The 13,956-nt window shown below is 38.9% G+C and carries 9 protein-coding genes; 2 read left to right on the top strand and 7 right to left on the bottom strand.

Features of this window, described 5'->3' with window-relative positions:
* Nucleotides 1-8: 8 nt before the first annotated feature.
* The 5 genes from BM291_RS01960 to BM291_RS01940 all read right to left on the bottom strand — a co-directional run bounded on the left by BM291_RS01960 (nucleotide 9) and on the right by BM291_RS01940 (nucleotide 8,635).
* A complete protein-coding gene (locus BM291_RS01960; RefSeq protein WP_092894487.1) occupies nucleotides 9-803 on the bottom strand; it encodes a class I SAM-dependent methyltransferase in 795 nt (264 codons plus the stop codon).
* 65 nt (nucleotides 804-868) lie between these two features.
* On the bottom strand, nucleotides 869-2,788 hold the full coding sequence (locus tag BM291_RS01955; protein WP_092894486.1) for a DUF3857 domain-containing protein: 1,920 nt from the start codon (nucleotides 2,786-2,788) through the stop codon (nucleotides 869-871).
* Complete coding sequence (locus BM291_RS01950) at nucleotides 2,785-4,716, bottom strand: DUF3857 domain-containing protein (protein WP_139229022.1); 1,932 nt, start codon at nucleotides 4,714-4,716, stop codon at nucleotides 2,785-2,787. Before BM291_RS01950 ends, BM291_RS01955 begins: the two co-directional genes overlap by 4 nt.
* A gap of 138 nt (nucleotides 4,717-4,854) precedes the next feature.
* Complete coding sequence (locus BM291_RS01945; RefSeq protein ID WP_092894484.1) at nucleotides 4,855-6,780, bottom strand: DUF3857 domain-containing protein; 1,926 nt, start codon at nucleotides 6,778-6,780, stop codon at nucleotides 4,855-4,857.
* Complete coding sequence (locus BM291_RS01940) at nucleotides 6,773-8,635, bottom strand: DUF3857 domain-containing protein (protein ID WP_092894483.1); 1,863 nt, start codon at nucleotides 8,633-8,635, stop codon at nucleotides 6,773-6,775. Before BM291_RS01940 ends, BM291_RS01945 begins: the two co-directional genes overlap by 8 nt.
* A 188-nt stretch (nucleotides 8,636-8,823) precedes the next feature.
* Here BM291_RS01940 and BM291_RS01935 point away from each other — a divergent pair, with 188 nt between their 5' ends.
* Together BM291_RS01935 and BM291_RS01930 are read left to right on the top strand one after the other, a co-directional pair.
* Nucleotides 8,824-9,288 carry a MaoC family dehydratase gene (locus BM291_RS01935; RefSeq protein ID WP_086500781.1) on the top strand — a complete coding sequence of 155 codons (465 nt, stop codon included), beginning with the start codon at nucleotides 8,824-8,826 and terminating at the stop codon, nucleotides 9,286-9,288.
* A 126-nt stretch (nucleotides 9,289-9,414) separates the two neighbouring features.
* Nucleotides 9,415-10,575, top strand: coding sequence for a hypothetical protein (locus tag BM291_RS01930; RefSeq protein ID WP_092894482.1), 1,161 nt, complete (start codon nucleotides 9,415-9,417; stop codon nucleotides 10,573-10,575).
* Nucleotides 10,576-10,623: 48 nt separating this feature from the next.
* Here BM291_RS01930 and BM291_RS01925 read toward each other — a convergent pair whose 3' ends face one another.
* Both BM291_RS01925 and BM291_RS01920 read right to left on the bottom strand, forming a co-directional pair.
* Nucleotides 10,624-13,056, bottom strand: a complete 2,433-nt coding sequence (locus BM291_RS01925) for a TonB-dependent receptor domain-containing protein (RefSeq protein WP_092894572.1) — start codon at nucleotides 13,054-13,056, stop codon at nucleotides 10,624-10,626.
* Between the two features lie 206 nt (nucleotides 13,057-13,262).
* Nucleotides 13,263-13,874 (bottom strand): superoxide dismutase, encoded by a 612-nt coding sequence (locus tag BM291_RS01920; protein WP_092894481.1) that lies wholly within the window; start codon nucleotides 13,872-13,874, stop codon nucleotides 13,263-13,265.
* Nucleotides 13,875-13,956: the final 82 nt, after the last annotated feature.

Here is a 13,956-nt window from a genome sequence, read left to right as displayed (position 1 = left end):
ATTATAAATTAAACTGTAGCACTTATTTGTACAAAATGATAGAAAAAAACGGCATTATCATCCTCTGCAATTATATCCAGGTCTTTTTCCATAGCCAGTAAATCACCATCAGAAATCAATCCTGCAGTGATCATACCAGACCCAGCACTTTTCATTAATCCCTTCCAATACTGAGTGATCTTTCTAAGCTCCTCAGAGTTTCGCTGATCCAAATGAAACCCTCCATGAAACAATTCTATTTGGCTATATCCGGCTTGCAACAACAGATTACCAAGGTTCGCACCAATATCAGGATCCCCCCCTAAGGATTGCTGAAATTCATTGTAGGCAACATAGTATTTAGACAATCCTTCCAGCGGTGGATTGAAGTAAAAACTGGAATTGAAAACCTCGGTAAACCACAATTTTGCATCAGATAGCAAATACGGCTTCATAGCTTCTAAAACTAAATGAGAATTGGGGATATGCTCCAAAGCCCAGCAAATGAATACCGAATCGTATTTCTCTTCCAAAATGAGCTCCTTCGCATCTTGACAGACAAACCTCACCCGATCACCAGCAAATGCCAAATTCTGCTTAGCTCGATCCAGTTGACTTTGGGAATAATCTACACAGGTAATCTGCAGATCAGGAAATAATCTTAGCAAAGTCTCCGTTTGCGCACCTACTCCGGACCCGATTTCGAGGAGTTTTTTGCATCCACCAAAATCAATTCGAGGATAAATAAGAGAACCCAACACTCCTGCCTGATCCATCAATCGCTGTTGCTCTTCGGGAATGAATCCATGTAAATATGCTGTCATCTGCTGGAGTATTTGGTATCGAAATTATCAAAGTTATCCAATGATCTACCTAGCCACCTCAAAGTTTAATGTACTTTTTTTAGCACGATAGGCGAATTCAACTGCTCAGAAACGACTATTGCGAATCTCCTGAGATCCTTGTATTTGGAAACTGGAATTTCAGATTGATTGACCAAAACCTTACTTTCAAAAGTAAGAACTCCATCATTATCAGTGACTTGAAAAGTGAATTCCAATTCATTCGAACCCATTGAAATTGATTTCGATTCTGGATACTCATCCAGCTCATAGCCTTCGGGAATATCCAACCGGAAACTAATACGCTCCGAAAATCCATACTCGAATTCAACCGCATATTTTCTTGTCTCGGCTATGAAAAGGTTATCAAAGAATATCGATTGCTCGAATGGAGTTAACACCATTAGCTGATCATTGGACTCCTTAATCTGCAATTTGTAGATAGACTGCACAACTTCTTTTTCAAGGAAACTATCCTCAAACGTTACGTCATAAGCGCTGTATTCCTCATCTACTTCTTGCTCTTGATTAAGCTGTATTTCTTTCAAACTTTGAACACTTAGGCCAAAGATCTTCGCGGAATTTTGATAGACTAGGTTATTTACCGAATCCTTTCCGAGCCCAATCTCTATTTCAAAACCGGAAGTATGAGCCAGGCTAATAGGAATCAAACTAGAATTTGCACCATCGATCATGAATCCCTTAGGCATTAATTTATTCGGAGAGATCAATCCAAAGGGAATATCCTTCGCTGTTCCGTCTAGCCAAAATAACTTACCTTCAATCACCACTCTAACTAAGGATGAGGAAAACTGATCCAGATATGGGCTAGGTATTAGATTAGTCCTGTTCTCACCCTTTTGGTTGATCATTACCAGATTGGCATTTACCCCGTATTGCTGAAGAACAACTAGCAGCAATAAATTGATATCCAGGTGATTTCCCTTTTTTGACTTTAAAAGTGAATTAAAATCCTGTGTTGGAAGAGGGTAAACTGTTGGCATCAATTCAAATTGGTTTGAGACAAATGCATAAATATTCTTGGCAGTCTCAAGCTGCGTAGCACCCGTCAAATCATCTTCGATGTTTATCTTTTTGAATGAATTCTTTTTGAAATAGGACCCAAAAGCCTTCATCGACTGTATCTGCGTACCCAACTCTTCCCATGTAGAATAGACAATCGAATTTTGCTGCGTAAGATCCGTGGACAAAAAACCCTCCACACGATCCAGATAGTCTAAAGGATTAAGAATATATGGCTCTGTCTGAAAGGATCGAACACTGTCCAGCTCCCAAATAAAAGTATCTCTCTCATCTGAAACCTGCATCGCTTTGCGCACCTGAGCTCCTTGTACCACAAGTTGGTATTTAAGAAAACTAGGTACCAGAAGAGAAAACATCGTTTTCAGTTTGGGAACTGTACCTTGAAACGCCCAACCTTCCAGCGAATAATACACTCGATCCAATTTGACATATTTCCATTCCAAGATTGAGCCTTTTTTCGCATTGGGAAAAATAAGACGGTATTCTGCCGAACCATCATCCAGCTTCACCAATTTGATGTCTTCATCAGAGAGAACCCTTACCTCTCGTTGACCATTTTCCAAATAACTTACCTGGGCTTGTATTTCCAATATCTGCTCAAGATTTAAATCTCCTCCACGCGTAAAAGGAATTCTTATATCTCCAAAGTTCAACACATTATCGTGGAGAATTTTGTACCGATAATGGTACTGGGTAGCGATTCCCAATACACTCACTCTTCCTGGCTGAGCATCAACTATTGGGTTCGAAACTCCACCTTCATACAATGCTACTATTTTGGCTTCTGGCTCAAAAGAAACAATTTCAAGCGCCAGCTCTTCTTCAGAATACTCACCAAAAACCAGCTGTGCCTGGCACAAAACGGGAATAAATAAGATCTGAATACAGAGAATAGAAATCCTCCAAGAAAACAGTTTCATCATAGACTGGTCTTCTTTTTTAAGATTACCGGTTCAGAAAGTTTAGAGGCTACACTTTCCATAAAAAACTTGAGATTTTCATATTGATAGGCAGGAATCAAAGGTATTTTGACTTCAAATCTTGCCGTTATTTTCAGCATATTATCCATCATGGTCGGAGAATACATAAAAGTCACATATCCCCCATCAATAGTAAAACTTTCCTGCAACGGATAATCATCTACTTCATATCCTTCAGGGATCATCACATTGGTATTATAAGTCTCTGAGAATGCATATTCAAAATCAACTGGGAACACACGGTATTCCTCTGAAAATGGATTTTCTGAAAAGGAAGAGAATTTCAATGGCCTAAAGGAAAGCAAGTTACTGTTAGCAGTCTTAGGATAAGTTACCTCATAATTCAGCGTGTAGTAGTTTTTCTCCCGAAGTGCATCATCCACTTTGAAATTGCTGAATTCGGCATGATCTTCTTCCTTGAATATTTTATCCAAAGGTTCACTTTTTCTTTCTTTTGAATCGATCAAATGCGCGAGATCAAGTCCTTTATAAAAATAATTTCTAAAAGAACTTTGCATCTGCAGCTGACCATCTTCATTTAAACTTACCTGATTGAAATGGACAGTATTGGAATTATGACGAATATCAATTGGAATTAGCTTACTCTGTTTCTTTTGCAAATAAAGCCCACCAGAGACATGTTTGTCGAGATCCACATATCCGAATGGCGCCATTCGGTCACTAACATCTAAAAACTGGAGAGATCCATCAAGCTCTGTCAATAGCAATATTTCGTCAAACTGATTTAGAAAAGGGTACTCGACTAGCTCGCTTCTTCCATGACCTTTGCTACCAATCAGCACCGGATCGCATTTTATTCCCATAGACTTAAGAATTCCCATGAGAGTCAACATCAATTCCACAGGGCTACCAACTTTGCTTTTCAGCAGCTGATTCAACGATTGTTTAGGATAAATCCAATCGTCACCCTTTATCAGATAATTATCCCTGAGATAATAATATGCCTTCGCTGCTTGCTCTTTTTGAGACCCTCCTGACAAATCAATATTTAATGCTTCCTTTTCTATTGGGTTACTTCGGTAAAACCCTTTATCAGAATAATAAGTAATCATATCATCTCCCAGTGCCTCCCAGGTATTCAACACCTTTTCCCACTCTACTCCAGCTGTAGCTGAACGAGTTTGATATTGAGTAAGCTGAAACTCTATTCGATCGACATAATCTCTGAAGTTTTTCATGAAAGGCTCTTCCTTGATAGAATACTGATCTCTCAATGTCCAACTATAGGTTCCATTAGAATCTGTCTTTTCTACTTTGTTCGCATAATTACTTCCCTGACCTATTGTTCTATATTGTAAATAGGGAGTCATAGTAATTTGATACTTGCTGAAAAGCGTTGGAATGCTTTGTTGGAAGGTCCATCCGTCTATAAAGGTGATATTCTTATCAGTTTTCTTATAGGTATACTCAATAATAGAACCCACCTGAACATTTGGAAAGGTGATACGCATTTCCTGATAGCCATTATCCATCGCAACATCAAAAATGCCTTCTTTCTCTACTTTGATCTCTTCTGTTTTAACGCCTCTTACATAATTCACCGTTTGGGCTTTGACACCACTGATTTCTTCATAGCGCTTATCCCCGACGTAATAGCGAATACGTACATCTGCGTATTGCTTGCCTGCTTCGGCCAGAATCTTCATCCGAACGAAATAAGTGGTCTCAAAAACACTCCCAAAAAACTTAGATTCTCCCTGTGTCATTAGTATCACAGCTGGCGCATCTGGCTCGAAAGGGACCTCATTGAGGTAAATTTCAATTTGATTAGCTTGTCCCATCTTAGCTGTTTGGGCAAGAGCTGAAAAGGAAAGCAGAACAAACGTGAGGAAGAATAAAGCTCTATTCATAAATGTTTTCTGAGGCTGTTTTAGTAGGGTAACATGCGCTGCTAATAGACGTATTTCCAAAGTCCTGATTTTAAACCTTACTCATTTACTCTACCAAAGTGATTTCACTTACTCTAAGTGAGTAGATGATTTCTGCAATCATATACTTATCTTCTTTTTTAAGATCACCGGTTCAGAAAGTTTAGAAGCTACACTTTCCATGAAATACTTGAGATTTTCATACTCACTTGCAGGGATAAGAGGCGTCTTCACCATAAATTTTGCTGCGATTTTAAGGCTATTTTCGATTATTGTAGGAGAATATATGAAAACAACATACTCTCCATCAATCGTATAACCAGCTTCTAATGGGTAGTCGTCTAGCTCATACCCTTCAGGAATAGTCACTACGGTATTAAATGTTTCTGAAAATGCATACCCAAAATCTACCGGGAACATGCGGTATTCTTGGGTAAAGGGATTTTCCGCAAAAGAGGAAAATTTGAGCGGGCTAAAAAGAATCATCTCTTGACCTTCAGTCTCAGGAAATTTCATTTCAAAATTAACCATCAAAACGTCTTTTTCTTCCAGGTAATTGTCCACCTTGAAATTCTCGAAAACTACTCCCTCCTCTTCATCAAACAACTTTTCTAAGGATTCATTTCTCTTTTGAATCCCTTCTATCTGCTGAGCCAATCTGAGTCCGCTGTATCTATAACTTCTATGAGAATTTGTAATTGCTAACTGACCATCTTCATTCATGCTCACTTGTGAGAAATAAATAGAATTGGAAGCATGCTGAATATCTATCGGCACAAGCTTACTCTTCTCCTTCTCAAGATACAATCCTGCTGTCACGTGTTTATCTAGATCTACATAACCAAAAGGAGCATCAGCTTGAGATAAATCGATAAAATGCTTCTTCCCATCTAGTTCAGTAAGCAATAATATTTCATCAAACTGATTAAGAAATGGAAAAGGCACTATATCACTTCGTCCATATCCCTTACTCCCGATTAATACAGGCTCACAGGTAATTCCTTCAGATTTTAAAATACCCATCAATGTCAACATTAGCTCTACCGGGCTACCTACCTTGGATTTCAGAAGTTGATTAAGATTCTGCTCTGGATATATCCAATCTTCCCCTACGACCCTAAAGTTATTCCTCAAAAAATAATAAGCCTTTTCAGCAGTTTCCAGCTGTGTATCGCCCTTCAAATCAACATCCAAGAATTCTTTCTCAATGGGATTACTTCTATAAAAACCCTTTTGAGAATACATGGAGATGACTTCATCTCCAAGAACTTCCCAAGTATTAAGCACAAACTCCCATTTCGGTCCATAATCACCTCTCACTTCATAACGTGATAACTGAAATTCTATACGATCAACGTAATCACGATAATTCTTCATGTAAGGCTCTTCTTTGAGTGAATGCAAGTCTCTCAAGGTCCAGCTATACTTATCATTGTCGGTGGTTTTTTCCACACCCGCATTATAGTTCTCACCTTGACCCAACACCTTGTATTCTAAGGTCGGAACCATGTTGATTCCGTACTTGCTGAAAAGTGTAGGAAGTTTACTTTGAAAGGTCCAACCATCGATAAACGTAAGGTTTTTGTCAGTTTTCCTGTATTGATATTCTATGATAGATCCTACTTGTACATTTGGAAAAGATATCCGCATCTCCTTGTACCCATCATCAAGGTCAACATTAAAAATCCCATCTTTTGACACCTTGACAGTTTCTGGTTTTCCGTTTACGAAATTTGTGGTTTGAGCCTTAACTCCATTGACGCTTTCCGTGTTATTATCCCCAGCGTAATATCGAATACGAATGTCTGCATACTCTTTTCCCGCTTCGGAAAGTATTTTTAAGCGAACAAAATAGGTAGTCTCTAAGAATCCTGATAAAAACCTGGAATTCCCTTCGGATACTAATATCACTGCGGGAGCATCTGTTTCATAAGCTACTTCTGACAATGAAATCTCATTATCATCAAACTCTCCCAGTTTATAAGATTGAGAAAAAGTAAGCGTAGTAAGGAGTAGAAAAAAAAGAGTTAGTGAAGATTTAATCATGTCTAAGTGCAGCTGTGTTTTTGATAAAATAAAAGTTAGAAGATCCTAAGGCGTTAATTCGTTTGATGAGTTCAGTTTTAGATTCCTCAGAAATATCCTCCCCCAGTGATAGATGAATTTCTCTATTTACACTAAGGCTTTTCCCTTCTAAAGATGTCCTCAAAGTCACTTTAATACCTTCTTCTTCGAGAATTAGATTTTCTGCCAAATTCTCTGCTTCCATCACCTCTGGAAGCTCAATCTGATATTCATCAATCTGATTTAAAGAATTATTGAGCAGCATTTCATCGGTAAGTTTCCCAAGAAATGGTTTTAGAATCATTCGCTTAGCAGTGTTTTGGACAAACTTCTGAATCACCCCTTCATAGCTTAGATCCGCTAATAAGAGGGAATCTTTATGATCTACACTTAGCTCATATTGGTTGATAATCAATCCGGCTACAGGTGAATTACGATTGAAATAATCTCGCTGCTGTCTGGTGTCAAGATAATTTTTGACCATCAACATATCCTCTGCAAAGTTTCCATCCACTTTGATTTTCGTAGAAATAGTAGCGTTTCCCTCTAGGTCTATTTTCACCGTATTTTTACTGTGAATTGTATTCCAATCGAAGGAATTATAGGATGGGGTTTTAGTCAGATAGCCACCTTGTCCATCGATCACGAGCACATGCCTATTTTTGGTAAAGTCACCTAGAAATCCTGCTGGAAGAGAATTTGACGTGCATTCCAACCAAACTGGACTCGCTGCATCTCCCATAGGCACTTGCAAAATCACATGATTGAATTGATTGGAAGGAAGATCAGTTTCGATATCATCAGCATCTTTTCCTGCTTGAACCAGTGTGTAGTTGGAAACAATCCCTACTGACTTTAGCATTGCTTGCATCAGGTTTGTCAATCCTTTGCAATCACCATAAGCATATTTCACCACATCTGTAGCTGTCATAGTTTGCCACCCACCGATGCCTAGCTGTATGCTGACATAGCGGTAGTTTTTTTGTAGATATTCATAAAGAATTTGGATCTTCTCGTAGTCGGTATCTACATTGGCCACCATTCCTTTTAGCTTAGCTTCGAAATTGGCGGGAAGAGCTTTTCGCCCCTCATTAAGTTTGAACTGCCAAGCAGCTAGCCCAGACCAATCTTCCATTTTACCCACGTAGTCACCCATAGCAAATCCGACCGGGGCTAGTAAAAGCTTGTGATCGTCTTCCTTTTTCATGTCAGGAGTTTGCACAGGCAAATTTGTTTCCTCCCAAGTCACTTCAAGTCTATTATCAACTTTATTTTCAGACTTTTCTCCGAGTAAATTGACCGCTTTATAGCGCAAGCCAATATGTTCAGGATATGCTACCGTGAGCTTAGACTTAATCACTTTTTGGTTATACCGGTGTACAGGAACCCAATCCCTCAATTGGAAATTACTAGCAGACGTTGTCTCAATCTTAATGGTAACCTGAACTGGAAATTTGCTGCTTTTTACTTCAAAATACTTATGTCGGTTGTCGTCAAAAATGCTGCTACTGGAATATATTGCCGCATCTGTCATATCTTTTGTCTTAGCCTTCTCAATAGTTTTTCCACTTAAAGGATCAGTAATTTCTATCTCTACACTTTCTATTTTATTTAGCTTGTCGTAAAAAACAGAAGTAAACGCATGAGCTAATCCCTCAGGAGAAAGGATAGTAAAATTCCGCTCTATGTTATGAACTACTTCATAGGTTTCAGAAATTTCAATTCGCTGATTTTCTGTAAGAATGGAATAAATAGGGGTCGTATCCTTTTTCGGAATAGAATCAATTGGAGCCTGAAAACCAAAGAATAAATAGGTAGCTACAAAGAGTATAGACATGCTGAACTGTTAAGTATTTTTACACAAAATATGTCTTTTTTTTAGTAAAACTAAAGTCATATTAAAATATAATTTTAGTAAAATCTACCTAAACAACTAAAAGTTAATTTCACTTCTTGACTCACTAATGCACTTGTAAATCCCGCTAAAACTTCCCTAATTTGGTTTTTTACCAAAAAAAATAACACATGTCCCCTGTAATCATTGGTAGTTTTGAAGAGTTCGAACAACATAACGGACAAAGTCTAGGCACATCTGAATATTTCCATATCACTCAGGAACAGATAAATATATTCGCAAAAGCTACGCATGATCATCAGTGGATTCACACCGATCCTGAGCGAGCTAAGGTAGAAGGAGCATTTGGAAACACCATTGCACACGGTTACCTCACACTGAGTATTGTCCCTCATCTTTGGGAGCAAATCGTAGACGTGAGAAATCTAAAAATGATGATCAATTACGGAATCGAATCCTTAAGATTTGCTACTCCAGTATTGGTAGATAGTGAAGTTCGACTTGCCGCTAAGCTCAAAAATGTAGCAAACCTACGAGGAACCGTGAAAGCTGAGGTAGAAGTGAAACTCGAAATCAAAGATCAAAAAAAGCCAGCATTTACAGGAGTTCTGATCTTTTTATACCATTTCCAATAGGCAGTTTTCCGCGCTTGGCGACCTATTAACCATCCCCTAAATGGGCTAGTTTTGGAAAGACATAACATTACAATTGGATTATTGGTAGGTGAATAGATATATTAGTTGGAACTAATCTCCAACTCAATGAAATTATCGCACTGGTTTCTCGCCCTACTAGTTACTTCATTTTTCAGCTGTGAATCACCCAAGACCTCACAAACTAATGAGAAGTCAGATTTCAAATTAGAAATCACAGATTCGATTCGTGTAGCCTACATTGGCAAGCTCAACCTGATGGATGTCAATCCAGAATTCGAGAGGATTCTATTATTTGATCCACAGAACATGAAATTTGTCAGTACGGATTTTGAAGGAAATATTCTGGGCGAATTCAGCAAAGACCGAGATGCGCCAGACGGATTCGGATTTTATCCTATGGGTGCGGGCAAGTTTAATGCTTCGAAAAACATTCAAGTCGTTTCAGCCACAGGAATATTCGAATACGACTTAGAGGGCAATTTGCTCAATAGCACCAAAGTTCCACGAGATCAAATAAAGCCTTTCAGCGGAAGAATTGACGCTAAGCGCGAGATCCAATTTGTAAATGGAAAAATTCTCGTAACAGGCACAGTCGCACGAGGAGAGTTTAACAAAACTCAACCGGAGTTTTACGATACATTTTTACAACTTGTTAAGGCAGATCCTAAGACGGGAAACTATGAGCAGTTTCTGAACCTTGACCCTGAAAGTATCTTCCAAAATGACATGTCCCATGAGCCAACGACTATCTCCACAACATTTGAAGTGGTAAATGACGAGCTCTATGTTATCAGTGGAACTGATCCATTTTTGAATATTTATGAGCTTGATTTTCCTTATAACAAGGTTAAAAGAATTCCGCTTCAGCTTAAAGATTACAGACTAAATCAAGGGGAAGACCCCAAAAAAGCTGATCCTAGAGCCATAAGCTATGACCCCTCTTTTGGCATTATTCATAAATTAGTCATCGTGGGAGACAAGCTTGTCCTCACGTATGATACTGGCTATGACGCTCAAGATGCTCTCCGATACCATGAGCAAATGGCGAATGATGAACGGAAGGTTTTTAATACCCGCATAGCTAATAAATATAAACTCCGCTATCAGGTTCTTGATCTGGATGGCAAACTGCTGAGCGATTCTGAAATTCCTGAAAAGCTAGGGGATGTGTTCGTTGGTCGAGAAGGAGCAGTATGGTTTATGGGTAAAGTAAATCCTGAAATAGAAGAGGATTATTTCACTCTTTATAAGGTGAAGATAAAATGAAAAAAGCCAGGTCTAAGACCTGGCTCTCCCACTCGTTTTTGAATTATATCAATCCAATCTATTTCGCTCTTCAGAACTTCCTGAGTTACTTTTTACTCGGAAGCTTTCTCCTTTGGAGAAATTATATTTCAGTGTAAATCGTACTCCCTGATTACTTCTATACTGTCGGAAATTGGTATCTATAGCTGCAAAGTCAATTTTGGCTTTAATCACCTGCGTCCGGAATATATCAGTTCCATTAACGGAGAGCGTGATTTTATCCTTCAATATAGACTTGGTCACACCAGCGTCTACCCAGCCGAAGCCTGAGATCTGCCCCTGTCCCCAAATCTGCGGACCTAGATAAATCCCCATTACTTCAGCCTTAAAGCCCATTGGCAAGGTAAAGTTATGCTGCGAGCGTACCATAAATGAGGTATTGGCATTGTTAAGGTAATCATCGCCAATCTGAGATTTGTATTGGTTATAATTTACCTGCACCATATTGGATACAGCCCACCATTCTTTGATATCTACCGGAATAATTGCTCTGAAATTGGCATTTCTTGTCTTGTCGAAATTATCAGTGAAGGTAGTCGTCGTGCGTTCATCCTCATTTTGCATAAATACCTGCATAAATGCATCTTCTGTCTCACTATAACCGAGGGTGAATTGGTACATACCTTTCACCACATGGTTCATTTCGAAGTTATTAGAATACTGTGGTTTCAGATTAGGATTACCTGTTTCGGTAGTCAGTGGATCTATGTAGTACACAAAAGGATTCAACAAACGATAATTCGGTCTAGTTATCCTACGATTGACATTATAGACGATTTGATAATTGTCACTTATTTTATGCTGGATGAAAGCACTTGGGAATAAGTTGAAATACTTCTGATTCTTCACCTGATTCAACGTAACCGAATTACCTGTGATATCAGAATGCTCGCCTCTCAAGCCTACTTGATACGAAAGCTTATCAGAGAATTTCCCTTTGTAAGAGATGTATGCAGCAAGCACATTCTCATTGTAAATAAAGCTATTGCTAGATGGATCTGGGATAAATGGACCTTCCTCTTGAGATTTATTTAAGTTCAGGTTATTGTCAGATTTCACCCAGCTACCTTTTACTCCAGTTTCGATGGTATTTCCTTTTCCTACAGGTTTTACAAAGTCAACCTTTGCAGTGAAAATGTTGTAGTACATGTCATTAAGGGTCAAAATCTTACTATTCAGTATCTGAGAAGTGTTTTCTCCCACCCATTGCATATTAGTCAGCAACGATTCACTGTCAGAATTCATCCTTGTAAAGTCAATGTCTGAGCTAATCTTGGTACCCAAAGTGTCAAGCTTCGCATCGTAGTGAAGGTTGGCAAAGATTCGATTTCCCGTTCCTCTAGAGTCATTTCGAGAATCCAAATAGCTAACATCAGACAGGCCAGGAGTGATAATATCTGTCAAAGACTTACTATCATCACTATCATCCGAGCCGGAAGCTTGGACATTTATCGCAATATTTTGATTCGCATTTATCTCGTAATTGGCAGCGCCATTGAAAAACAGATTTTTGTTTCTGGTAGTAATTCTAGAATCTTGACTGAATTTTGAAATCCCTTCCGGCAAGCTGAAATTTCTATTGATCTCCAAATCGTTGAAGTTTCCAAAGTGATTATAATTCAAATTAGCATTCGTACTCCACTTACCTTTTTTCACATTCAGTGCTACGCCAGTATTCGGTAGCCATTGTCCATTATACAATGAACCAGCCTGAATATTTCCAAACATACCATCTACCGTATTCTTTTTCAGCTTGATATTAATCACCCCAGCAGAACCTTCCGCATCAAATCGAGCGGATGGATTATTGATCACTTCTATGCTCTTGATATTATCGGCTGGCATAGCACGAAGGAAGTTGGCAAGATCAGTGGCACTCATGTAGGTAGGTCGGTCATTGATCATCACTGTAGCACCTGTACGCCCGTTTAGATTGATTATCCCATCTTGATCCACATAGATCCCTGGAGATCTCCCGATCACGTCCAGTGCATTTGAGCCTTCCGCCATTACAGTTCCCTCCACATTAATTGTGGTCTTATCCGCTTCTATGATGATTTCCGGACGCGTAGATTTCACTGTCACCTCATCTAATCCAGTCATTTCGTCTTGAACAGAAACTGCCCCGAAAGCCTTGATTAATCCTGGAGCCAGAGCAAATACTTCCGATTCAAAAGAGGTAAAACCTATAGAAGAAACCACCAATTTCACCTTGGCAGTCTTCGTAGATTCGATGAGAAAAACTCCATTTTCATCAGATACGGCTCCATCCACAAGGTGGCCGCTGACAGCATCTATCAATGCCACATTTGCATAAGGCACTGCTTGTTCATTTTGGTCGATGATTTTACCGGTAATCCGGCTGACATCTTTTGCCGCCAAATTACTTACACCAAATAGGTAAGTGAAAAGCGTTAAAAATAGTAGGTTGGTAGTTTTCATTTCAATAGTACTTTGTGTGTCGTTCTGTGCCACCTATTGAAAAAGAAATGCCAAGGCTTGAAAAGTGCTTAAATTAGCTCTAGGAGTAACTTTTCAAACTCTACTTAAAAACGACTGTATCGGAATCGAACAGTAAAATTTCAGCTTTGGACAAAAAAAATCCCCGGACAAGCTGCCCGAGGATCCTATAATTTTCCTTACAAAGCTTATTTTTTCAAAGCTTCTGAGTAGTTCGTGTTTGCTTGATCCCAATTGATCACATTCCAGAAAGCTGCAATGTAGCTAGGACGTAAATTCTGATAATTCAAGTAGTATGCATGCTCCCATACATCAAGTCCGATGATTGGAGTTCCTTTGATCTCAGCCACATCCATCAATGGATTGTCCTGATTTGCAGTAGAAACCACTTCAAGTGTACCAGCTGCAGTCAAAATCAACCAAGCCCAACCTGAACCGAATCTTGTAGCTGCTGCTTTGTTGAAAACTTCTTTGAATGCATCAAAATTGCCAAACTTAGCATTGATAGCATTTCCAAGATCGCCTGTTGGAGCTCCGCCGCCTGTTGGAGACATGATTTTCCAGAAAAGGCTGTGATTATAATGCCCACCACCGTTATTTCTTACAGCAGTATTAGATCCAGCTACTTGAAGCAATTCTAGCAATGATTTGCCTTCAAGGTCAGTTCCTGCAATAGCGTTATTAAGGTTAGTTACATATCCATTGTGGTGCTTACCATGGTGGATTTCCATAGTTTTTGCATCAATGTTTGGTTCCAAAGCCGTAGTGGCATATGGTAAAGAAGGAAGTTCGAAAGCCATTTTGTTTTAATTTTAAGGTTAAAAGATTGATTAAAAATCATACAAATAATCTGCCTTAGCAACCACGTGAGATTGAAAAAGG

It is taken from the genome of Algoriphagus aquimarinus (assembly GCF_900112005.1).
Lineage (GTDB): Bacteria > Bacteroidota > Bacteroidia > Cytophagales > Cyclobacteriaceae > Algoriphagus > Algoriphagus aquimarinus.
Note: the sequence above shows the minus strand (reverse complement) of the source record. Positions and strands in the feature narration are given on the sequence as shown.